The following is a 22,834-nucleotide window of genomic DNA, read 5'->3' on the forward strand; positions in this document are numbered from 1 at the left end:
TATAATTCAATATATTGATTTAAATTGATAATTTATAATTTTTATGTTGAATGGGAAAGTCCAGAGTCGTAATTTTTTTCATTTCAAATCTGTTTTATGTTAAATTAATCAAAATCATTCTTTTGCACGTTCCAAGTGAGGAGGGTCATGTGGATAAAATTATTTAAGAAAGAAATAAAATACGTGCTGAAAGAACTCTCCAATAGCCAAGGGTTATCGCAACATTGAGAATTGGCAAAGTATATAATGATGCTTTTTCACGCGGATCATTGTGAGATGGGTTTGGGTGCACTGAGAGGTATAAGGGGTACTTATTTCATGAGATATCGATAATAGGAAAAATTTCAAAAAATGTTGCTTTTGATTAAGAGGGGGGCATTCTTTAGGTAATGTAGAACGGCATTGTGTTGTATATTCACGAGCTTGTTTAAAAGAGGCATCTCGCAATGCTCCAAAGCCCGTTTCGTGTCGCACTAGTGAATGGTATAACGTTAAAGCCCCCATGGAAATAATGTAAAATCTATTGAGCACCACTATCCTTACGCTTATGAAAGAGTAAGCTGGTCCCAATGTTATTATGATAGCTTTTGGCATTTGAGAGCATTCAGAAGGGATATTCTTACTTATACATCAATGTCGCTTGTGATGAACAAGCAAGCGATTTTGATTGATTCAACATAAAAACCGATTTGAAATGAGAGAATTTTTACGATATTTGGAATTCTTGACACAGAATGAATGATGGATAATTATCCTTATAAATCAATTTATTATATAACAAAAACATCCAATTAATTATTTTTATAGGAGGCATGTATTAAGTTTCTTGCATTGGACGACGTTTTGCGATGGGATATTGATTTTTTTTAGCGATACGCGTAATTGCCTCTTCCAGTGGCTCGATCATAACGTCCATGGAAAAACCATTTGCATGAATAATATTTTCATGATCAACCATAATAGCAACATGATCTTTCCAAAAAATTAAATCGCCTCGTTGAAGTTTATCAGTATCTGTAAGAGGACTGCCTATAGTTTCTTGCTGCATATCGGTGTCACGTAAAACTATTTGATCGGTCATCATCATAGAGAGTTGAATGAGTCCCGAACAATCAATTCCAAAACCGCTGACACCACCCCAAAGATAAGGTGTACGGATAAAGGTTTCTGCAACTGTGACATAATCTTCGTATACACGTCCAATGGGGCTGAGATGGCTTGTAATGATTGCTGTTCCATTTTCAAGAATAGAATACATTGTATCACGGACTTCAATTTCATCAACAACACTGACTTTGCTTCCCATAGATAATGGGGACACTATTGGTCCACGTAAGTCAGCGTGTAAATATTTAAATGTACGTGGTACTGAAACTATATGCGTTTGTTTTATAGTTGATGTACAAAGGGCTGTTGTATCAATATAACCAACATAACCATCTTTGAGGGATTGTCCCCACGACATCGTTTCCCCTTGTTCAAAAATGAGAAGTTCTTCTCCCAATAAGCATTCTGTTTGTCTTTCACTTTTTTTACTATTTTCTTTAAAAAGTCCAGCGACCGCTGTATTAACACGTCTTTTTTCACCTTGAACAAAGCGCTGGGCTGTAATTTCTGTTTCAAGACGTTGATCTGCTAGATCATTTCTGAATGCATAAAGTCTTGGGTCTTTAGAGATCATCTTTTTGCTTCCATTTTGTTACTTCTTACTTTTAAACAAACTCATGAAAACTCTATTGGTAAGGTTTTTATCCTCAAACAAAACTAAGAACACAGTTTAAGACGATTGCAATTATTCTTTAAGATGCAAAATTGTCTATCTTTGTGGATATTGTGTGTCAAACTTCATTTTTAAATATATTATAAAGGGCACGAATAGTTTGTGCTGATCCACCAATAGGGTATCCTGGTTTTTCTTTTGGAACCCATCCATAAAGGTCAAAATGCGCAAAATGTTCAGCTTTTTCAACAAAAGAATTAAGAAATAAAGCAGCCGTTATAGAGCCAGCAAAGCTATTTCCAGTTACATTGTTAAGATCAGCAATTGGTGATGATAACATCTCTTGATAAGGTTTCCAAAGGGGCATTTGCCAAAGAGGATCAAAAACAGCGTGAGCAGATTCAGAAATTTGTTGTGCCCATATTGAATCATTACAATAAAATGCGGGAAGATCTGGTCCTAATGCTATACGCGCTGCCCCTGTTAAAGTAGCCATACACAGCATGAATTGTGGACTTTCTTCATCACCATAGGCGAGCGTATCGGCAAGGACAAGTCGTCCTTCAGCATCTGTATTACCTACTTCAACACTTAAGCCTTTACGACTTTTTAGAATATCACCTGGTCGGTAAGCATTCGCAGAAATTGCATTTTCTACAGCTGGAATCAAAACACGTAGACGGAAAGGCAATTTGGCATCCATGATAAGTTTAGCCAATCCCAAAACGTTTGCTCCACCCCCCATGTCTTTTTTCATAAGCAACATGTTATTGGCTGATTTAATATCGAGCCCTCCCGTATCAAAAGTTACCCCTTTTCCTACCAACGTTATTTTAGGATGATGTTCTTGCCCCCAGTGTAACTCAATCAGTCGCGGTGCAGTACTGCCTGCTCGTCCTACGGCATGAATCATCGGAAAGTTATGGGTTAAGAGATCATCTCCACAAATACTTTGGATATGAGCACCGTAGATTTTTCCTAGTTTTCGTACTTCTTTTTCGAGAGCATCAGGGGTCATATCATTGGCTGGAATATTGATGAGATCACGGACGAAAAAGACAGCTTCATAAATTCGTTGGAGTTCATTAAGATCAACGGCCTCATTGACATGGATAGACAATGATTTGAAAGAGGAATTTTGATGATAGCGATTAAATTGATAGCTACCGAATGCTAATCCAAGATAGGCATTTATTTCATCAGAGGTTGTACCTTCTAAATGCCATTGACCAGCAGGAAGTTTTTGAGCAAGCAGTCCTGTGATAAAGGGATCGTTCCCATTGCCAATTCCAAATAAAACTTTTTTTAAATGCCCCGTTTCATGAGGAACAAAGAGTATTTGTCCTGCTTTACCAGTAAAGTCATTAACTTTTATCCATGCTGTTGTTGACGCATCAAGTGATAAGTTGGCAAGAGTTCTTTGGTTTACCAAGATGATAGGGCAACTGTTATCAATACGCGTTGAGGTAAAATGAATGTGATAGTGCTGCATAGTTATGAGATCCTTATAGTCGTCTAAGTGCGACATACTCGACCAAATGATTTTTTCCTTTTCGTAGAATGAGATTGGATCGTGGTCGTGTTGGCAATATATTTTCTTGTAAATTTTTTAAATTAATTGTTTGCCAAAGATCCTCAGCGATTTTTGAGGCTTCTTTTTCACTGAGCTGGGCATAACGATGAAAATAGGATTCAGGATTTTGAAAAGCTGTTTTACGCAAATGTTTAAAGCGTTCCAAATACCAGTGACGAATGACTTCTGTTTCGGCATCGACATAGATTGAAAAATCAAAAAAATCTGATACGAAAGGAATAGCTTTCCCATCTTTAGGAAGATCACTGACCTGTAATACATTAATACCTTCAACAATTAAAATATCAGGACGATCAATGGTAATTGTCTGATTTTCTAGAACATCATAGGTCATATGTGAGTAAAGCGGGGCACGAACATTTCCGATACCTGCTTTTATAGCCGAAAGAAAGCACAGCAATTTCTTAATGTCATAGGAATCAGGAAATCCTTTACGATTCATACGATTTTTTTGCTGTAAGATTGCATTAGGATAGAGAAAACCATCCGTTGTGATCAGATCAACTTTAATGCTAGATGCCCATCGTTTCAACAGTTCTTGAATAATGCGAGCCGTGGTTGATTTTCCTACTGCTACAGAACCAGCAATTCCAATAATAAAGGGCGTTTTTCTACTCTCTTCTTGATGGAGAAACTGCTGACGTTTGTGAAAAAGTTCCTGTACTGCTTCAACATGGCATGCTAACAGACGCGATAAAGAAAGATAAATGCGTTGGACTTCTTTAAGATCGATAGGATCATCAATAGAGCGCAAACGCTTAATTTCATCAAAAGTCAAAGTAAGAGGTGTGTCTGCGCGAAACTCTGACCATTCTTGTGCAGTAAAAACACGATAGGGTGAATATCGGTCAGAAACGCATTTGACCAGATTATCTTCCTGATTAATTTTTTGTATAGTCGTATCAATCATTTGTATTGGACGAGAATTTTTTGCCGCAGCAATCGATTAAAAGTGGACAAGATGAGCGGCTTGATTTTCAAATAAATTTTGTTTTGCATGCTCTCTTCTTTAAGATAATAGATCATTTTTCATTAACTTATAGTCCAGTCATTCCAGTTTGCACGGATTTGTGCTAATGAGTGCCCTTGCGATAAAAACGCCCATAAAAGTAGACGCGCCTTTACGGCTGATAAATAACCAGACATGAGAGCACCAGAAGCAATCATATCGATTTCTGAGCCTTTATAGCCATAAGTTATACGAGTTGTTGAGCCATTACAACAACGACTAGCAATAATGATTGGTATTTTTTGTGCATATTGTTGCACAAGGTCGGCTTCTTGAAAACTACAGTGTCCTGCACCAAAACCAGCAATAACAACTCCAGCATAATACCCACTTTCAAGGCATAGTTTCATTAATTGTGCATCAGATGATAAAGAGGAATAGAGGAGTGCAATTTGATGATCGTGGTTTTGGGGGAGATCAAACGTTGTCGGAAAAAGTTTTTGATCATTGAAATAAATAAGTTTTCCCTCTAAAATAGTTCCTAAAATACCTACAAGACCTGATTGAAATGTTTCGACTTTGACGGTATGGCTTTTATAAAGCCAATAAGGTGAATGAATTGTATCATTTATGACAACAAGAACGCCCCTGTTACGACTTTGTGGAGCTGCTGCGACACGAGTGGCTGCTAAAATATTGGCCGGGCCGTCCGCACCTGCTTCATGAGGCATGCGCATAGCGCCGGTTATGATGAGTGGTTCAGCTTCCTTCCAATAAAGAGAAAGAAAAAAAGCTGTTTCTTCCAGAGTATCAGTCCCTTGTGTTAAAACAATACCTTCTGCACCAGCGTTTATTTGTTGTTTTGCCCACTCGATTATTTCAAAAAGAATTTGAAACGATAAAGATCCACTTGGTATTTGCATTAATGTTTGTGCATGAATATCAGCAACGTTATTTAAATCAGGAACACTTTTTATGAGGTTATCTGAAGTTAAAGTCGGTTGCATGTGACCAAAACGATCAGCAGTCATTGCAATTGTTCCACCTAAGGTCCCTATGGCTATTTTTTTCATAATTTTCCTCTAAAAGGCACAAACTGTTTATATAAAGCTATTTAGCAGTAATTTACATTGACAACAATGATATCATTTTTCCATTTTCAACAAATTGAGTTATGCTGAATCATTGTGTTTTGCTGTATATGTTCTTAAATAGGACAATAGTAGTTGAGTTTTACATTGTATGAAAAGAAATCAATATTAAAAAGTAAAGTTAATATTAAGGAGTCTCCTTATGACAGAACATAAGCCAGACATAATGTATGGTACAACAATTATTACGGTACGAAAAGGTGGAAAAGTCGTGATGGCCGGTGATGGTCAGGTCTCTCTTGGGCAGACAATTATGAAAGGTAATGCACGTAAAGTGCGTCGTCTTGGAAAGAACGGAGTGGTTATTGCTGGTTTTGCTGGTGCTACGGCAGATGCTTTCACATTACTGGAAAGATTGGAAACAAAGCTTGAACAATATCCTGATCAGCTTATGCGTGCCTGTGTAGAACTTGCAAAAGATTGGCGAACAGATCGCTATTTGCGTCGTCTCGAAGCAATGATGCTCGTGGCTGATAAGAAAGTAACTTTGGCTCTAACAGGGCTTGGTGATGTATTAGAACCAGAGGATGGGGTTATGGCAATTGGCTCTGGAGGAAATTTTGCTCTTTCAGCAGCGCGTGCACTCATGGATTTGGATTTGGATGCAGAAACTATTGCTCGTAAAGCTATGGCTATTGCCGCTAAAATTTGTGTTTACACCAATGATCATTTTACGATTGAAACATTGGATGCAGAATTATCTTCTTTAGAGAAAGCTATTTAAATGTGTGTTGTATTTTCCCCTCGTGAGACTGTTTCTGAACTTGATCGTTTTATTATTGGCCAAAATGATGCCAAACGCTCTGTAGCTATTGCACTGCGCAATCGGTGGCGTAGGCAACAGCTTGAGGAGCCGATGCGTGAAGAAGTTATGCCAAAAAATATTTTAATGATAGGGCCAACAGGTGTTGGTAAAACTGGTATTGCACGTCGATTAGCAAAACTTTCTGGAGCACCCTTCGTTAAAGTAGAAGCGACTAAATTTACTGAAGTTGGTTATGTGGGACGTGATGTTGAGCAAATTATTCGCGATCTTGTTGAAATTGCCATTTCTCTTGTGCGTGAAAAGAAACGGGATGAAATAAAAGAAAAGGCTCACGTGAATGCTGAAGAGCGCGTTTTAGACGCCCTTGTTGGTAAAACAGCCAGTCCCGCTACCCGTGATAGTTTTCGCAAAAAATTGCGTGAAGGTGAATTGGATGAGAAAGAGATTGAAATTGAAGTCGCTGATAATAATAGCAATAGTGCTTCAACCTTTGATATTCCTGGTATGCCTGGGGCACAAATGGGTATTATGAATTTATCAGATATTTTGGGCAAAATGGGCAGTCGTACAAAAGTCCGTAAGACGACAGTAAGGGATGCTTTTAAGCCGCTTATTGATGATGAATCTGAAAAACTCCTTGATCAGGATCAAATTATTCAAGAAGCGCTTCGTGTTGCTGAAAATGACGGGATTGTTTTTATTGACGAGATTGATAAAATTGCAACTAGGGATGGTGGAGCTAGTGCTGCCGTTTCACGTGAGGGCGTTCAACGTGATCTTTTGCCTTTGGTTGAAGGAACAACGGTTAGTACAAAATATGGGCAAATCAAAACAGATCATATTCTTTTTATTGCCTCAGGTGCATTTCATGTTTCTAAGCCATCTGATTTATTACCGGAACTTCAAGGACGTTTGCCCATCCGTGTGGAGCTCAACCCTTTAACAAGAGAAGATTTACGGCGCATTCTAACGGAACCAGAAGCTAGTTTGATTAAACAATATATTGCTCTTATGGCAACAGAAGAGGTTCATTTGGAAATTACCGATGATGCAATTGATGCTTTAGCAGATATTGCTGTAGATTTAAATGCAAGGATTGAAAATATAGGGGCACGTCGTTTGCAAACAGTGATGGAGCGCGTTTTGGATGAAATTTCTTTCACGGCACCTGATAAAGCTGGAACATCGTTTACAATTGATGCCGCTTATGTGAGAAAATCTATTGGTGAGCTTGCTGCTGATATCGATCTTTCACGTTTTATTCTTTGAAAGTTATAGCTTGTTCTGTTTATCTGCGTGCTTCGATAATTTTGAAACCATGGGCTTGTTCATGTATCAACACTGTGCGGAAAATATTTTTTAATAATGTTTCATAAGGCAGGTGGCGGTTTGCAACAAAAAGCAGACTGCCGCCTGGTTTTAGGCACTTTGCAGAATTTATAATAAAATTTTTTCCTAATGAAATATCTGTCGTTTGTTGCGTGTGAAAGGGTGGGTTTGAAATGATGGTGTCATACAGATTTGTGATAGGTTCATGCACAAGGTCGTGCCAATAAAAATGAATTGAAAAAGGAGCTGTTATGGATTTAAGGTGCTGTTTTGCTGCTCTCAAAGCGTTGTAGTCTGCTTCATAAAGGTCGAGAGCGGTGAGTTTTTCACTTCTTTCAAGCGCAACGTGAGAAAGATAGCCCCATCCAGCACCAAAATCAGCCGTTTTTCCAGAAATAACTTTGGGCATATAAGAAGCAAGTGCAGCAGATCCCGGATCAATACGTCCGTGTGAGAACATACCAGAAGTGGTTTGAAATTTATCAAAAGTGAGCGGTGGTAAGCGCAATTGTGAAACGTTATGTCTCTTAATTTGTTGAGGAACTTGCAACCAAAATACAAGACCATGATTTTTAGACAATTTGTTGGTGATGGGAACAATTGTTTTAACCCACTTCATCATTGAAGCAGCACCAGCAGTTTTATTCCCACTGATTACAATCCATCCATTGGGTTTAACGCATTCTAATAAATCAAGAAAACAATTTTGGTTAAAACCACGATATTTGCTCAAATGTAAAAATGCACCATCATAGCTGCAGGTTTTATCTATTTGAGGAGAGCAGTGAAATGGAGTATCGACAAATTTTAAAAAATCTGGTCGCCAAGGCGTAATAACTTTTAAATTCTGTGCCCATTCTGGAGTTGGGATTTCTGTTAAACCGAAACCTAACCAACATTGGTTTGGATCAGGATACGGGAGTTCATGATTTCCAAAAGGCAAAAATAATAACACACATGACTCTTTCAAAGAAAAATGCCACTCCAATGTTGGGATGGCATTTCATGATAAGATAAGAGGAAAAACTTACTCTTCTTTTTTCTTACGGCGGCGCTTATTTTCAGGTTGTTTTTTTTCATCCACAGACTTTTCTTCATTCATCTCTTTATCAGCGGTGATTCCCTTTCCGGTTTTTTGATCAACAACCTTCATTGATAACCGAACTTTTCCACGCTCATCAAAGCCCATTAATTTAACCCAAACTTTGTCACCTTCCTTCACAATATCGGTTGTTTTGGTAACGCGTTCTGATGCAAGCTGAGAGATATGAACGAGTCCATCACGAGAACCAAAGAAGTTTATAAATGCACCAAATTCTGCAGTTTTTACAACTGTTCCTTGGTAGATAGCACCAACTTCAGGCTCATCAACAATAGAATGGATCCAGCGTTTTGCTGCTTCAATGGTTTTAGCATCAGCAGAAGCAATTTTAATGGTACCATCATCTTCGATATTAATTTTTGCTCCAGTTTGTTCCACGATTTCTCTAATAACTTTACCACCAGAGCCGATAACATCACGGATTTTATCGACAGAAATATTCATAACTTCGATTCGTGGAGAAAATTCACTCAGCTCAGCACGTGCACTGGTTAAAGCTTTCGCCATCTCATTGAGGATATGGATTCGTCCACCTTGGGCTTGTTCAAGCGCGATTTTCATAATCTCTTCGGTAATACCATCAATTTTGATATCCATTTGCAAGGCAGTAATACCATTTTCTGTTCCTGCGACTTTAAAATCCATATCTCCAAGATGATCTTCATCCCCTAAAATATCAGACAGAACAGCAAAGCGTTCTCCTTCTTTAATCAAGCCCATAGCAATACCAGCAACAGGGCGTGCTAGAGGAACGCCGGCATCCATGAGAGCAAGTGAGGTCCCACAAACCGTTGCCATTGAAGAGGAGCCATTGGATTCTGTAATTTCTGAGACAGCACGAATGGTATAAGGAAAAGATTCTTTCGTTGGCAACATGGGGTGAATTGCCCGCCATGCCAATTTGCCATGTCCAATTTCACGACGACCAGGAGAACCAAGGCGTCCCGTTTCACCCACTGAAAATGGTGGAAAATTGTAATGGAGAAGGAATGTTTCCTTATACATTCCCGTTAACGAATCAACATATTGTTCATCTTCACCAGTTCCTAGTGTTGCAACGACAATAGCTTGTGTTTCTCCGCGGGTAAAGAGTGCAGATCCATGTGTGCGGGGTAAAATACTTACTTCTGATTGGATAGGGCGCACGGTAGAAAGATTGCGTCCATCAATCCGCTTTTGGGTATCAAGAATATTCCCGCGAACAATTTTTGCTTGCAACTGTTTAAATACGGTTGCAATTTGATCTGCACTAAACTTACAGTCTTCTTCTGTTTCGGGCGTAAATTTATTGAGGATTTCTGTCTTTAGTGCATCAATTGCAGCATAACGTTCTTGCTTATCAGTAATTGTGTAAGCCTTTCGTATATCCTGTTCTGCCATTTTCTGCATTGCTTTTTCAAGTTCAGAAAGATCTTCAGGAACAAAATCACGAGGATCTTTTGCAGCAACTTCAGCAAGCTTTATAATGGCATCAAGGACAGGTTGAAGGCCTTTGTGACCAAACATCACGGCACCCAACATGATATCTTCTGGTAACTCTTGTGCTTCTGATTCAACCATCAAAACAGCACTTTCTGTTCCAGCAACAACAAGATCAAGTTTTGATTCGGGCATTTCATCGATATGAGGATTGAGAACATATTGTCCATTACAATAGCCAACGCGGGCACCAGCTATAGGCCCCATGAAAGGAACACCTGACAGGGTCAATGCAGCAGAAGATGCAATCATCGCAAGGATATCGGGATTATTTTCGAGATCATGCTGTATAACGGAAACAATAACTTGTGTATCATTTTTATACCCCTCAACGAAAAGGGGACGAATTGGGCGATCAATCAAACGTGAAACCAAAGTTTCATTTTCACTTGGTCGACTTTCACGTTTTAAATAGCCTCCAGGTATTCTACCAACAGCATAGGATTTTTCTTGATAATTAACAGTGAGTGGAAAAAAATCCTGGTCTGGTTTTGGACTTTTGGCTGATACAACGGTTGCTAAGACAATAGTTTCTCCATAGGTAGCAATCACTGCACCATCAGCTTGACGTGCTATTTTCCCTGTTTCAAGGGTGAGAGGACGCCCAGCCCATTCAATTTCTATCTTGTGCGTTTTGAACATTTTTTATCCTTAATGACCAGTGTTTAAATCTTTGATTGCTCACATTCTGGTTTTGCGTAGCATATTTCCAAGCTCTGGGGTGGACAACATACTTTTTATCTTTGTTACGAGAAGAGAGAAGTAAACTGCCTTAAATGCGAAACGATGAGCAGTCCTATCCCATAATAACTTGCCAGTTTTTAAATTTTTTAATTAAAAGCAACACGTTGAAAAAATAGGTGGTTTTTTTAACACCACCACCATTTTTCTTTTAGCGACGCAAACCTAACTTCTTGATAAGTGTCTGATAACGATTTTGGTCAACTCCTTTAAGATAATCAAGAAGGCGCCGACGTTGAGACACCATCTTCAAAAGACCACGACGAGAATGATTATCCTTTTTGTGAGATTTAAAGTGGTTTGTTAAATTAGAAATACGTTCAGAAAGTACAGCAATCTGTACTTCTGGTGATCCTGTATCACCAACTTTATTTGCGTATTCTGCGACAAGAGCTTGTTTACGTTCAGCTGTAATCGACATCGTATTATCCTTTCCAAAAACGAAGAAACATAAAGTCACCCATAGCCGAGATGTCGTTCAGCAAGGGTCTGTGAGGAAGCAAGAAAAGTCTAAGACTCTTACCTGTTTTCGTCCTTATATAGGAAAGAAGGTTAAAATACTAGTCCTTGACAGCATTTTGAATTCTTTCTTTAAATAAAAGCTTTTGTTTTGAAATATTGATTTAAATAGAGTTTTATGAGAAGTCTTTTAAAGAATTATGCATCCTTTTGATACAAAGATTATGAGCGCGTGCGTGGTAATAAAAGTGATAAATACCGATTTGGAGGAAAAAGATGCAGAGCATTTCAACATTAAAACTTTTTCGTAATTCGGTATTTCGAAATTTATGGTCATCTACTCTTATTTCTAATTTAGGAGGGCTGATACAGGCTGTTGGAGCAGGGTGGTTAATGGCGTTGATTAGTTCTTCGCATTCCATGGTTGGGCTTGTTCAAAGTGCCACAACATTACCACTTGTTATGTTTTCTTTGATGGCAGGGGCATTAGCGGATAATTTTAATCGGCGTCAAATTATGTTGTGTGCGCAGATTATGATGATGGTCATATCCATGAGTTTATCTGTTTTAGCCTATATGGGATTTCTAACACCTTGGCTTTTGTTATGTTTTACGTTTTTGATTGGATGTGGCACAGCTTTTTATAATCCTTCTTGGCAAGCAACGATAGGAGATATTGTGAGCAGGGAAAATATTCCTGCTGCTGTTAGTTTGAATAGTGTAGGCTTTAATTTGATGCGGAGTGTTGGTCCTGCTATTGGCGGTGCCATCATTGCAACTTTGGGGGCATCTGCTGCTTTTTTGTTTAATGCTATAAGCTATATTCCTCTTATCGGTGCGTTATTTTTCTGGAAGTCGAATTATAAAAAAAACTCATTGCCACGAGAAAGGCTGTTAGGAGCTGTCTCAGATGGTTTGCGTTATGTTGCGATGTCACCTAATCTCCTGAGTATTATGGTTCGAGCGTTCCTTTTTGGTATAGGAGCTATTTCTATTTTAGCACTTTTGCCAATTGTTGCGCATAAAGTTCTTGGAGGAAGTGCCCTTCTTTATGGTACATTGCTCGGTTGTTTTGGGTTAGGAGCCATGACAGCAGGTATTATTAATGCAGTTGTACGGCATCATTTTCGTTCAGAAACAATTATTGCAAGTGCATTTATTGGTTTCGCCTTTTCTTGCTTTTTATTGGGAATCAGCCGTTCACTAATTATAAGCCATATTGCTTTATTTCCTGCAGGTTTATGTTGGGTTTTGGCATTATCATTGTTTAATACATCTGTACAACTCTCTACACCACGCTGGGTTGTTGCACGTTCTTTAGCACTTTATCAAACGGCGTCTTATGGGGGGATGGCTATTGGAAGTGCAATCTGGGGAGGCTTAGCTGATGGTTATTCTCCAACAATTGCTTTGAGTATTTGTTCTCTATTCTTGATTTTTGGTGCTCTTGCGGGGGTAAAATTTAGAATTCAAGAAATTCCTCAGATAGATTTAAATCCTCTTGATCATTTTAGAGAGCCGGAACTATTACTCGACCTCAAAGCAAGAAGTGGCCCGATCATGATAATGATTGATTATCAAATTCATGAAAATGATCTCGAAGAGTTTCTCAAAGTGATGACGCGTCGACGCCATATCCGGTTACGTGATGGTGCGCGTCAGTGGGTTCTTTTACGAGATCTTGAAAGACCTGAATATTGGACAGAGGCTTATCATATGCCGACATGGGTAGATTATTTACGCCATAATCATCGTCGTACAAAAGCGGATGCAGAAGTCAATAAGCGTTTGCGTCATTTAAATTGTGCTCCTAACGGCATAAGAGTGCACCGTATGATTGAACGCCAAACAATACCCCAAGCCAATGAGATGCTTTTAAAAGCCTCCTCTGATCATCTCCCTTAGGGTTAAAACAGTTTTTGTAAAATATTAAATACGTTAATATTATTTCGATCGATTTGTTAGCATAATCATAACAAAAAATTGCTGTTTAAGTGGTTAATAAATTGATTTATAATGATTATTTGTCGTTTTTCATGTTGAGTGATAGTCTTAAAAATCTTAAGCTTTTCTCGTTTCAAATCTATTTAGAGTAAATCAGTCTAAATCTTCGCTTGCACATTACAAATGAGGGTTAAAGTGTGAGTAAAAAACGATTGAATAAGAAATAAAAAGCCTCTTATGAATCCTTTCAAACGCAAGGATTGTTCCGACATTAAGAGGAAAAAGTGTGTGGTGGTGTTAGCTTATAGCACTGACTTAAATTTTGATATGAATATGGTAAACATAGACAATGAAAAGTACCATATTTTTCTTAATTGATAGAAAAAAATATCTTTCCGCAAAAGGTAGGTGCGGAAAAGAATCGATTAAATTGTGAAAATCCGCTTCGGTTTAAATAAACTTTTGTCGAGGGTGCCAATGGCAAGAAGTTGTTCTTTATAGAGGACAAAAATCTCATCTTCGTCAAGAGGTACTTTGTGATGACTTAAGAGGATAGAATGACCCTTTATAATTCTCTGTGCTTGAGTTTCATTAAGGATATAGTGAGGGAGGCAATCCAATGCAGCGCTTGTTTCAATTAAGAGCTCATCGAGTGTTGTGAAGTTTTTTTCAAAAGAACGATTATTTTCATCTGTAGTGTTTTTATTTGGCGGAACGGCCGCTTTTAGTTCGTCCCATGTAATGAGATCTTCTTCATCAAAAGGTGCGACAGAAATACGCCTTAAATCAGCAATATGCCCATAGCAACCTAGATCACGTCCCATATCGCGCGCTAAAGAGCGCACATAAGTTCCTTTTCCGCAGGTTATTTCAAAGACAGAGTGCTCTTTGGTAGGCATTTCTAATAATTTGAAAGTTTCTATTTCCACTTCACGGGGCGGAATCTCAACAACTTCCCCTTCACGCGCTAAATCATAGGCACGATTTCCGGCAATTTTTATTGCTGAAAATTGCGGAGGCGTTTGCAAAATAACACCTGTATATTGAGGAAGAAGAGCAAGTATTTCTTCTTGTGTTGGACGTTTGAGAGAAGTTTTCGTTATTTCGCCCTCTAGATCATCTGTTGAACGCTCTTCTCCCCAAGCGATATGAAAACGGTAAGTTTTTTTGCCTTGCATCACGTAAGGGACGGTTTTGGTTGCTTCGCCCAATGCAATGGGAAGGAGACCAGAAGCAAGAGGATCAAGTGTACCCGCATGTCCTGCCTTTTGTGCATGAAAGAGCCATTTGATTTGTGAGACAGCTTCTGTTGATTTCATTCCTTTTGGTTTATCAAATATGACCCAGCCAGAAACAGGACGCCCTTTTTTTTTGTGTTGCCGTGCCATATCTTTAATCCTCATCTTTATCACTATGGTGAAGATCGCGAGCAACTTCAGGCGAGCGAAGGAGGGCATCAATTTTTGAAAAATTATCAAAACTATTATCAAGTCGGAAACGCAGTTCAGGCATATATTTCATTTGTCGCAACGCGTGACTGATTTCTCCACGGAGAAAACGACTATGTTTATTGAGGGTATCAACAACATCGGTATGAGAAGCATTTTTAAGAGTGCTGAGAGGTGATACAAAGCAAGTAGCAATTTTTAAATCTGGTGACATGCGTACTTCAGAGACAGAAATAACAATATCTTTCAAGATATCATCAAGCAAAATATCACGCTGTAATATATGCGCTATTGCATGACGTACTTGCTCTGCTACTCTAAGTTGCCGTTGTGAGGGCTTTGCATTTTTCATCAAAGTTTTATCCTTGCTACAAGATCTCTTTTTTTAACCATTTAGATAAGGAAAAAGAGATATTGTGTATAAAACCTAATAACTTTCTTCATTTTACAACAGAGTAAAGTTATTGGATTATTTTATAATGTGCGATTAATATGTTCGATACGGAAGATCTCAATGATGTCTCCTGCGCGCATGTCTTCATAATTTTCAAAGGCTATTCCACATTCTTGACCACTTTGCACTTCATTGACTTCATCCTTAAAGCGTTTGAGTGTTTTCAGCTTTCCTTCGTGAATAACGATATTATCGCGGATAAGGCGAACACCGGCTCCTCGTTCTATTTTACCTTCTGTAACACGACATCCTGCAACTTTTCCAGTTTTTGTAATGTTAAAGACTTCTAGAATTTCAGCATTACCAAGGAAAGTTTCACGCTGTTCTGGTGAGAGTAATCCAGACATGGCAGCCTTAATATCGTCAACAAGATCATAAATGATGTTGTAATAACGAATTTCAATTCCTTGTGTTTTAGCAAAATCACGTGCTTGCTTATTGGCTCGAACATTAAAACCAATTACAGCAGAATTAGAAGCTTCCGCAAGAGAAATATCACTTTCGGTAATTCCTCCCGCACCAGAATGTACAATACGCGCACGAACCTCATCATTTCCGAGTTTTTCCAATGCTGAAGCGATTGCTTCAATTGATCCCTGCACATCCCCTTTTATAATAAGAGAAAATTCCTTAACACCTATCGTTTGCAATTTTGTCATCATCTGTTCAAGAGAACCACGCGAACCAGTTTGCCGCGCAACAGCTTTATCACGTGCTAATCGTTGACGGTATTCAGAAATTTCACGTGCCTTTGCTTCATGCGTAACAACAGCAAAACGGTCACCAGCTTGAGGTGTTCCCTGCATGCCCAAAATTTCAATCGGTGTAGAGGGGAGCGCTTCTTTAATATGGCGACCATGGTCATCAATCAAAGCACGCACACGACCCCATTCATTTCCGGCAACTATAATATCAGAAGGGTGTAATGTACCTTTTTGAACAAGAACTGTTGCAACAGATCCACGTCCGCGATCCAATTTGGCTTCAATGATAACGCCCTCTGCAGTTCGTTGAGAATCTGCTTTCAGATCAAGCATTTCAGCTTGAAGAAGGATAGCTTCGAGAAGTTTATCAAGATTTTGACCAGTTTTAGCAGAAACTTCAACGTCCAAAGTTTCTCCGCCCATAGTTTCAACAAATACTTCATGTTGTAAAAGTTCTGTACGCACTTTTTGTGCATTCGCAGCTGGTTTATCAATTTTGTTGATAGCAACAATGATAGGTACACCAGCGGCTTTCGCATGATTGATTGATTCAATCGTTTGGGGCATAACACTATCATCAGCGGCTACAACGAGAACAGCAATATCGGTAACACGAGCTCCACGTGCACGCATAGCCGTAAATGCAGCATGTCCTGGTGTATCAATAAAGGTAATTTTTTGACCGTTTTGTTCTACTTGATAGGCACCAATATGCTGCGTAATACCTCCTGCTTCGCCAGAAACAACATTTGCTTTACGAATAGCATCCAAAAGAGAAGTTTTTCCGTGGTCAACATGGCCCATAATGGTTACAACAGGAGGGCGCTGCTGCATGTTTTGAGGATTATCTGTTATATTAAAGATACCTTCCTCTACGTCAGATTCTAAAACACGTTTAACAGTATGGCCAAATTCAACAGCGATGAGTTCGGCAACATCTGCATCAATAACATCGCCAGGTTTCATCATTTGTCCTTGTTTCATCAAGAATTTAATCACATCAACAGAACGCTCAGTCATACGTTGTGCGAGCTCTTGAATGGTAATCGTTTCAGGAAGAACAACTTCGCGAGAAATTTTTTCTCTTGGTTCTTGATTTTGTGCACGCTTAAACTTTTCCTGTCTACGCCGCATTGCAGCCATTGAGCGTCCACGTGCGCTTCCTTCTTCATCCAGTGCACTATTCAGAGTTAGCTTTCCGCGTCGCCGCTCATCAGCTCCTTTGACAACTTTTGGTACACGTATTTCTGATTTAGCAGGATTAGCACGTCGACTATGCCGTTCTTCCTCTTTATTTTCATCTATTTTGCGTTTTTCAACCACAGTTGTGTTTTTAGGCGCAATAGAAATATCTGTCTGTTCAATGAGAGGGGGAACAGGTGGAGCCTGTACTGGCGATATTTCTTCTTCTTGTTGGAGATGTATTTCTTTTTCTTTAATTTCTTGCTGTAAAATTTCTTCACGCTCTTTAGCGCGCCTTGCTTCTTCTTCGGCTTGTTCTCGTGTTATTCTTTCTTGGATATGTGCTTCTTCTAATGCGCGAAGTCTCGCTTCCATTTCAGTCGATGAAAGATTGCTTTTGGTCACAGATTCTTGAGGCTTTTTTCCCTCAAAACGCGGTTTAGAGCGCTGAGGGGCCACATGCGGCTTTGTAATGGGCTGTGGGGTTTCAGCTTTTTCATCAGGTCGCGTAATTTTACGCCGTTTGGTTTCGACAACGACAGCCTTCGTACGGCCATGACTAAAATTTTGTTTGACCGTGCTCGTTTCCAAGACAGACCTCTTGAGAGTTAGTGTCTTCTTGACTGTTGTTTTGTCGTTGTTATTTTCACTCATTGTATTTCCTTCACGGCTTGTGCCGTCATCTCACTAGGCTTACTATGCTTGTCGTCACGATAGCTGATCAATTTATATGTCGTTTTGAGAAATCCCTCAGCAGCTTTTGTGTCCAATAAGGCCGCGTGCATTACAGGATTAGAGCCAAAAGCCACTCGCATTTCATCACTTGTAAATAAAGATATGTTTTTTATAGTCCGATTTGTTTGTTGTTGTATTGAATGGATGGCCTGTGCAATTTTTCGTTTCCCATCATCTGTTGTTTCTTTAGCATGAAGTACAAGAATAACTTTACCAGATCGGATAGCAGCATCAACCTTTGTTGCTCCCATAACAATTGCTCCCGCTTTTCGTGCCATGGAAAGGCTTGAAAGAGCGGCTTTTAGTAAAAGCGTATCAACAACATGCACAAGATTTGGCGCAACCTCAACATCTGTTTTAAAATTTCTATGAAAAGCTTTCTGTTTGATTGCTTTCTCAATAATAGCGTGATGGGCAGAAATCCAAACGCCACGCCCTGGTAAATTCGCTTTAAGATCAGGAACAATTTGGTTATTGGGACCAATAACAAAACGGATCAGCGTTTGTGCTGAAGCATTTTTTCTGGTCACAATGCAAGTCCGTTCATTCATTTAAAGTGTATCCACATCCAAATCATCTGTTTTTTCATTTTCTGCAGAATTTTCATCTTCTACAGGATTTTCTGTAACAAGATCAGCTTGGTCTATCCAGCCTGCTTGTACACGTGCGGCTAAAACCATAGCTTCTGCATCCGCGCGTGTAATGTCAAAAGGGGTTAAAATACCAGAAAAATTCTGTGTTTGACCTTCTTTGCGTTCTCTCCAACCAGCTAAATCATCAACGGCATAGCCAGCAAAGTCTTCTATTGTTTTTACACCATCCTCACCTACAGCAACCAACATAGCACTTGTCATTCCAGGAAGTGTTCGCAATTCGTCAGAAACTCCGAGCTTTTTGCGTTTTTCATCGAGTTCTTTTTCTTGATGATCAAGATATTCTCGGGCACGACTTTGGATTTCAGCGGCGGTATCATGGTCAAAACCATCAATAGAAGCGATCTCTTCAAGATCAATATAGGCGATTTCTTCAATAGAAGAAAAACCCTCTGATGCCATAACTTGTCCGATCATTTCGTCAACCTCTAAGGCTTCCATAAACAATTTACTCCGTTCAGTAAATTCTTTTTGACGATTTTCAGATTCTTCCTTTTCCGTTAAAATATCAATGTTCCATCCTGTTAGTTGCGAAGCCAAGCGAACATTTTGTCCACGTCGTCCAATAGCAAGGCTAAGTTGATCATCTGGCACAATAACTTCAATCCGTTCAGCATCTTCATCAAGGATGATTTTAGAAACTTCAGCAGGTTGCAGTGCATTAACGACAAATGTTGCCGCATCAGGCGACCAAGGAATAATATCAATTTTTTCGCCTTGTAATTCAGCAACAACAGCTTGTACACGACTTCCTCGCATTCCAACGCATGCTCCAACAGGATCAATGGAACCATCGCGTGAAACAACGGCGATTTTAGCCCGTGAACCTGGATCACGAGCAACAGATTTGATTTCTATAATACCATCATAAATTTCTGGCACTTCCATAGTGAAAAGTTTTACCATAAATTGGGGATGTGTGCGTGAAAGGAAAATTTGCGGACCACGCGTTTCACGGTGTACATCATTGACAAAAGCACGAATACGATCTCCATAGCGGAATGATTCACGAGGAATTAATTCATCACGGCGCACAATAGCTTCACCACGTCCGAGATCAACGATAACATTACCATATTCCACACGCTTAACTGTACCAGAAATAATTTCACCAACTTTATTTTTGAATTCTTCATATTGCTGATCACGCTCTGCGTCGCGTACTTTTTGTACAATAACCTGTTTAGCAGATTGTGCTGCGATACGTCCAAAATCCATAGGAGGTAAAAGATCAGCAAAAAAATCACCAATTTTTGCTTCTGCTTGATGTTTAAGAGCATCAGACAAAGTAATTTCCGTTGTATAGTCTTCAACGACATCAACGATTTTAAGCAGGCGCTGTAATTTAATTTCACCTGTTTTAGAATTGATTTCAGCACGGATATTTGTTTCTTGACCATAACGAGAACGTGCTGCTTTTTGAATAGCATCAGCCATCGCAGAAATGACAATTTCACGGTCGATTGACTTTTCACGTGCAACAGCATCTGCAATTTGCAGAATCTCAAGCCTGTTAGCGCTTGTAGCCATCAATTTTCTCCTTCTTTGTGCCACACGATGGGTATTTCCCAGTGATATTATTTTTTGAAATTGAGCGTCTGTATAGAGTCGTTAGCTTTCTCTTCAGCAATGAATTGTTGACCTAACTCTTTATTTTTTTTCAATGCATCGCGAATAAGCTCATCGGTAAGCACTAAATGCGCATTTATGATATCACAAAAGGAAATAGGGGTATACATGGCTTCTCCATAAGCAGCTTTATCAGTGTTTAAAATAAATCCATCTTGCGTGATATTTGTAAGTGTCCCGCGAAATTTTCGGCGCCCATCAATTGTTATTTTGGTTTCAATTTTTGCAAGATGCCCTTGCCAATGAAAAAAGTCAGATTTTCTTACCAATGGACGATCAATTCCAGGTGATGAGATTTCTAAATGATATTTGCGTTCAATAACATTTTGTACATCAAGGAGGGGGGAAACAGTTCGACTAACAGTTTCACAATCTTCTACGGTCATAGAACCATCGGCACGTTCAACCATAATTTGAAGTGTTAAACCATTTTGACCAAGAAGTTTCACACGAACCAAACGAAAACCTAAAGGTTTAAGTAGTGGTATGACAAGAGCAGCAACCTGTGCTTCGATACCATCTTCTTCAAACAGGCGTGGTTCGTCAAGATTGCTTATTTTTTCAGCTTCGTTCATACATTTTATCCAAGTTGGTTTCATCAGTTTTATGATATTAAAAAAGAGCGGGTCCAACGGCCCACCCTTCATCATAAGACCAAGAATTTAACTATTGATACTCTTAAATTCAAAATTTTTCAAGTTGTTTATGAGAAAAGCGCTTGATCATTTATTTCTTGATAAAGGTAAGATAGGCAGGTGTTCGTCCTTCGCGTAAAGCTTTTGCTTCATAGCGGGTTCCTTTCCATAGTGGATAAGGGAGTTTCCAGTCTTGAGGGCTTTCTGCTTTCCATTCAAAGTGATCATGTTGTGCACAATGGTACAAAGTCCAGTTTACATAACTGTCTATATCGCTAGCAAAGCGGAATTTTTTGCCTGTTTTAAGAACGCGCGCAAAACGATTAAGATTTTTTATGTTGATGAAGCGTCGTTTCCAATGCTTTTTTTTAGGCCATGGATCAGGGTAGAAAAGGTCTATTCCATCGAGTGATGCATTTGGGAGCCAATCAAGGAGGCGTGTAGCATCATCATCATAGAGTCGGAGATGATTTTGATGCTGTGCATGCTGTTCAAGAGACATTAACATTTTTGCCATGCCATTAATGAAGGGCTCGATGCCAATAAAACCGGTTTGTGGAAAATATTCCATTTCATGAAGTAAATGTTCACCTCCACCAAAGCCGATTTCAAGTCGAATTTCTCTTACTTTGCTTGAAAATAAGGATGTAAGGTTTGAGGGAGGAGGGACATTTAAATCAATGTTAAGAGTTGGGAGAAGCGTTTTTATACGGATAAGCTGACAGTTTCGTAATCGTTTTCCTTGTCGGCGTCCAAAAAATGCTTCACTCTTGCGTGTATTATATTTAATCATGGAATTTGGATCATTGTTTGAAGCGTTTTCACGAGATCAGTTTTTTCCCATGAAAACGAACCATCGTGTTTTGGTTTTCGCCCAAAATGACCATAGGCAGCTGTTTTCGCATAAATAGGTTTATTGAGGTCAAGATGTTTTCGAATGCCGGTAGGTGAAAGGTCCATTATTTTGCGAATGGCTGCTTCAATAACTTTTTCATCGACTTTTCCTGTTCCATGAAGATTAAGATAAATAGATAAAGGTTGTGCAATACCAATTGCATAAGAGAGTTGAATGGTGCATCGCTCTGCTAAATGAGCCGCAACAATATTTTTAGCCAGATAGCGTGCCGCATAGGCTGCAGAACGATCAACTTTTGTTGTATCTTTTCCTGAAAAAGCACCGCCTCCATGGGGTGCTGCGCCTCCATAAGTATCCACAATAATTTTGCGTCCTGTTAATCCGGCATCGCTTTGAGGACCACCAATGACAAATTTTCCTGTTGGGTTAATATACCAACTGCATTGAGCTGCAATGGGAATGTCATGTAAAGCTTGACGAATGTAAGGTTCAACCACTGTACGTACCTTGTTGGAATCCCAGCTTTCATCGAGGTGCTGAGTTGAAAGAACAATGGATGTGACCTCTATCGGTTTTCCATTTTTATAGCGTATGGTTATTTGGCTTTTAGCATCTGGTCCTAATTTTCCAGCTTCTCCCTCTCCTTTATGACGGGCTGCGGCAAGAAGTTTGAGAATTTTATGCGCATAATAAATTGGCGCAGGCATGAAATCAGGTGTTTCACGGCAAGCATATCCAAACATGATGCCTTGATCACCTGCTCCTTCTTCACCATGCCGATCCGTAGCATTATCAACCCCTCTTGCTATGTCAGCTGATTGAGGGCGCAAAAGAACATCAATTTTAACAGTTTTCCAATGGAATCCTGCTTGTTCATAGCCAATGGTCCGAATAGCACGGCGCGCTGCTGTACGAAAACGCGTAGGATTAATGAGTGGAAAGCCAGTTTCATCATAGATAAATTCTTTATTTTTATCTTTTTTTAATAGCGTATCGGGGACACGCACTTCACCAGCGATAACAACACGGTTGACACTGACGAGAGTTTCACAGGCAACGCGTATTAACCATGGATCAGTACCAGTCTTTTCAGCTTCTTTATAGATCATATCAACGATTTCATCGGAAATACGATCACAAATTTTATCAGGATGTCCTTCCGATACCGATTCGCTCGTAAAAAGATAATCTTGATGCGGCATAGGAACTCCTTCAAAAAAGAAAATCAACGATTTAATTAATTGCTTACTAAAGTTGTCACGATCTGCTAATTCTACAGCAAATCGTCAATGAAAATTTATATG

At 39.2% G+C, this 22,834-nt stretch carries 18 protein-coding genes; 3 read left to right on the plus strand and 15 right to left on the minus strand.

Annotation, left to right across the window (positions count from 1 at the left end; all coding sequences use genetic code 11):
• Positions 1 to 817: 817 nt before the first annotated feature.
• The 4 genes from ACFIKJ_RS03325 to ACFIKJ_RS03340 all read right to left on the minus strand — a co-directional run bounded on the left by ACFIKJ_RS03325 (position 818) and on the right by ACFIKJ_RS03340 (position 5,336).
• Positions 818 to 1,681 (minus strand): NlpC/P60 family protein, encoded by an 864-nt coding sequence (locus ACFIKJ_RS03325; protein ID WP_375625613.1) that lies wholly within the window; start codon positions 1,679 to 1,681, stop codon positions 818 to 820.
• Between the two features lie 157 nt (positions 1,682 to 1,838).
• Positions 1,839 to 3,212 (minus strand): M17 family metallopeptidase, encoded by a 1,374-nt coding sequence (locus tag ACFIKJ_RS03330; protein WP_375626742.1) that lies wholly within the window; start codon positions 3,210 to 3,212, stop codon positions 1,839 to 1,841.
• Positions 3,213 to 3,225: 13 nt separating this feature from the next.
• Positions 3,226 to 4,224 carry a type I pantothenate kinase gene (gene coaA / locus ACFIKJ_RS03335; RefSeq protein WP_375670258.1) on the minus strand — a complete coding sequence of 333 codons (999 nt, stop codon included), beginning with the start codon at positions 4,222 to 4,224 and terminating at the stop codon, positions 3,226 to 3,228.
• 122 nt (positions 4,225 to 4,346) lie between these two features.
• Positions 4,347 to 5,336, minus strand: coding sequence for an asparaginase (locus ACFIKJ_RS03340; RefSeq protein WP_375626744.1), 990 nt, complete (start codon positions 5,334 to 5,336; stop codon positions 4,347 to 4,349).
• Positions 5,337 to 5,556: 220 nt separating this feature from the next.
• Here ACFIKJ_RS03340 and hslV point away from each other — a divergent pair, with 220 nt between their 5' ends.
• Positions 5,557 to 6,138, plus strand: a complete 582-nt coding sequence (gene hslV / locus ACFIKJ_RS03345; protein WP_012754621.1) for an ATP-dependent protease subunit HslV — start codon at positions 5,557 to 5,559, stop codon at positions 6,136 to 6,138.
• Positions 6,139 to 7,449, plus strand: a complete 1,311-nt coding sequence (gene hslU / locus ACFIKJ_RS03350) for an ATP-dependent protease ATPase subunit HslU (RefSeq protein WP_375648363.1) — start codon at positions 6,139 to 6,141, stop codon at positions 7,447 to 7,449.
• A gap of 19 nt (positions 7,450 to 7,468) precedes the next feature.
• Here hslU and ACFIKJ_RS03355 read toward each other — a convergent pair whose 3' ends face one another.
• The 3 genes from ACFIKJ_RS03355 to rpsO all read right to left on the minus strand — a co-directional run bounded on the left by ACFIKJ_RS03355 (position 7,469) and on the right by rpsO (position 11,252).
• Entirely contained in the window at positions 7,469 to 8,464 is a 996-nt protein-coding gene (locus ACFIKJ_RS03355) for a class I SAM-dependent methyltransferase (RefSeq protein ID WP_375670259.1), read from the minus strand.
• A 72-nt stretch (positions 8,465 to 8,536) separates the two neighbouring features.
• Positions 8,537 to 10,732, minus strand: coding sequence for a polyribonucleotide nucleotidyltransferase (pnp, locus tag ACFIKJ_RS03360; protein ID WP_375670260.1), 2,196 nt, complete (start codon positions 10,730 to 10,732; stop codon positions 8,537 to 8,539).
• Positions 10,733 to 10,982: 250 nt separating this feature from the next.
• Positions 10,983 to 11,252 carry a 30S ribosomal protein S15 gene (gene rpsO / locus ACFIKJ_RS03365; protein WP_005774142.1) on the minus strand — a complete coding sequence of 90 codons (270 nt, stop codon included), beginning with the start codon at positions 11,250 to 11,252 and terminating at the stop codon, positions 10,983 to 10,985.
• Positions 11,253 to 11,566: 314 nt separating this feature from the next.
• Here rpsO and ACFIKJ_RS03370 point away from each other — a divergent pair, with 314 nt between their 5' ends.
• Positions 11,567 to 13,195, plus strand: coding sequence for an MFS transporter (locus ACFIKJ_RS03370; protein ID WP_273787792.1), 1,629 nt, complete (start codon positions 11,567 to 11,569; stop codon positions 13,193 to 13,195).
• A gap of 464 nt (positions 13,196 to 13,659) precedes the next feature.
• On the opposite strand, the gene truB is transcribed toward ACFIKJ_RS03370, so the two are convergent.
• The 8 genes from truB to metK all read right to left on the minus strand — a co-directional run bounded on the left by truB (position 13,660) and on the right by metK (position 22,732).
• Complete coding sequence (truB, locus tag ACFIKJ_RS03375; RefSeq protein ID WP_208439462.1) at positions 13,660 to 14,622, minus strand: tRNA pseudouridine(55) synthase TruB; 963 nt, start codon at positions 14,620 to 14,622, stop codon at positions 13,660 to 13,662.
• Between the two features lie 4 nt (positions 14,623 to 14,626).
• Complete coding sequence (gene rbfA, locus ACFIKJ_RS03380; protein WP_273787793.1) at positions 14,627 to 15,034, minus strand: 30S ribosome-binding factor RbfA; 408 nt, start codon at positions 15,032 to 15,034, stop codon at positions 14,627 to 14,629.
• 122 nt (positions 15,035 to 15,156) lie between these two features.
• The gene (gene infB, locus ACFIKJ_RS03385) at positions 15,157 to 17,676 is read right to left on the minus strand and encodes a translation initiation factor IF-2 (protein ID WP_375626757.1); all 2,520 of its coding nucleotides are present in this window, start codon (positions 17,674 to 17,676) and stop codon (positions 15,157 to 15,159) included.
• Positions 17,673 to 18,308, minus strand: coding sequence for an RNA-binding protein (locus tag ACFIKJ_RS03390; RefSeq protein WP_375651802.1), 636 nt, complete (start codon positions 18,306 to 18,308; stop codon positions 17,673 to 17,675). The genes infB and ACFIKJ_RS03390 overlap by 4 nt, the downstream gene beginning before the upstream one ends.
• A complete protein-coding gene (gene nusA, locus ACFIKJ_RS03395; protein ID WP_375625637.1) occupies positions 18,309 to 19,940 on the minus strand; it encodes a transcription termination factor NusA in 1,632 nt (543 codons plus the stop codon). It abuts the gene before it with no gap.
• A gap of 47 nt (positions 19,941 to 19,987) precedes the next feature.
• Complete coding sequence (gene rimP, locus ACFIKJ_RS03400; RefSeq protein ID WP_375626871.1) at positions 19,988 to 20,638, minus strand: ribosome maturation factor RimP; 651 nt, start codon at positions 20,636 to 20,638, stop codon at positions 19,988 to 19,990.
• Positions 20,639 to 20,765: 127 nt separating this feature from the next.
• Complete coding sequence (locus tag ACFIKJ_RS03405; RefSeq protein ID WP_375626763.1) at positions 20,766 to 21,467, minus strand: tRNA (guanine(46)-N(7))-methyltransferase TrmB; 702 nt, start codon at positions 21,465 to 21,467, stop codon at positions 20,766 to 20,768.
• Positions 21,464 to 22,732: a methionine adenosyltransferase gene (gene metK, locus ACFIKJ_RS03410; RefSeq protein ID WP_375625641.1), complete on the minus strand. Its 1,269-nt coding sequence runs from the start codon at positions 22,730 to 22,732 to the stop codon at positions 21,464 to 21,466. Before metK ends, ACFIKJ_RS03405 begins: the two co-directional genes overlap by 4 nt.
• Positions 22,733 to 22,834: the final 102 nt, after the last annotated feature.

This window comes from Bartonella sp. PS7NMGDW (assembly GCF_042193585.1).
GTDB lineage: Bacteria > Pseudomonadota > Alphaproteobacteria > Rhizobiales > Rhizobiaceae > Bartonella > Bartonella grahamii.

What these genes read in the sequence shown, in the direction of transcription:
- ACFIKJ_RS03325 (WP_375625613.1), bottom strand. Translation starts at nt 1,681, where the DNA reads ATGATCTCTAAAGACCCAAGACTTTATGCATTCAGAAATGATCTAGCA.
- ACFIKJ_RS03330 (WP_375626742.1), bottom strand. Translation starts at nt 3,212, where the DNA reads ATGCAGCACTATCACATTCATTTTACCTCAACGCGTATTGATAACAGT.
- coaA (WP_375670258.1), bottom strand. Translation starts at nt 4,224, where the DNA reads ATGATTGATACGACTATACAAAAAATTAATCAGGAAGATAATCTGGTC.
- ACFIKJ_RS03340 (WP_375626744.1), bottom strand. Translation starts at nt 5,336, where the DNA reads ATGAAAAAAATAGCCATAGGGACCTTAGGTGGAACAATTGCAATGACT.
- hslV (WP_012754621.1), top strand. Translation starts at nt 5,557, where the DNA reads ATGACAGAACATAAGCCAGACATAATGTATGGTACAACAATTATTACG.
- hslU (WP_375648363.1), top strand. Translation starts at nt 6,139, where the DNA reads ATGTGTGTTGTATTTTCCCCTCGTGAGACTGTTTCTGAACTTGATCGT.
- pnp (WP_375670260.1), bottom strand. Translation starts at nt 10,732, where the DNA reads ATGTTCAAAACGCACAAGATAGAAATTGAATGGGCTGGGCGTCCTCTC.
- rpsO (WP_005774142.1), bottom strand. Translation starts at nt 11,252, where the DNA reads ATGTCGATTACAGCTGAACGTAAACAAGCTCTTGTCGCAGAATACGCA.
- ACFIKJ_RS03370 (WP_273787792.1), top strand. Translation starts at nt 11,567, where the DNA reads ATGCAGAGCATTTCAACATTAAAACTTTTTCGTAATTCGGTATTTCGA.
- truB (WP_208439462.1), bottom strand. Translation starts at nt 14,622, where the DNA reads ATGGCACGGCAACACAAAAAAAAAGGGCGTCCTGTTTCTGGCTGGGTC.
- rbfA (WP_273787793.1), bottom strand. Translation starts at nt 15,034, where the DNA reads ATGAAAAATGCAAAGCCCTCACAACGGCAACTTAGAGTAGCAGAGCAA.
- infB (WP_375626757.1), bottom strand. Translation starts at nt 17,676, where the DNA reads ATGAGTGAAAATAACAACGACAAAACAACAGTCAAGAAGACACTAACT.
- ACFIKJ_RS03390 (WP_375651802.1), bottom strand. Translation starts at nt 18,308, where the DNA reads ATGAATGAACGGACTTGCATTGTGACCAGAAAAAATGCTTCAGCACAA.
- nusA (WP_375625637.1), bottom strand. Translation starts at nt 19,940, where the DNA reads ATGGCTACAAGCGCTAACAGGCTTGAGATTCTGCAAATTGCAGATGCT.
- rimP (WP_375626871.1), bottom strand. Translation starts at nt 20,638, where the DNA reads ATGAAACCAACTTGGATAAAATGTATGAACGAAGCTGAAAAAATAAGC.
- ACFIKJ_RS03405 (WP_375626763.1), bottom strand. Translation starts at nt 21,467, where the DNA reads ATGATTAAATATAATACACGCAAGAGTGAAGCATTTTTTGGACGCCGA.
- metK (WP_375625641.1), bottom strand. Translation starts at nt 22,732, where the DNA reads ATGCCGCATCAAGATTATCTTTTTACGAGCGAATCGGTATCGGAAGGA.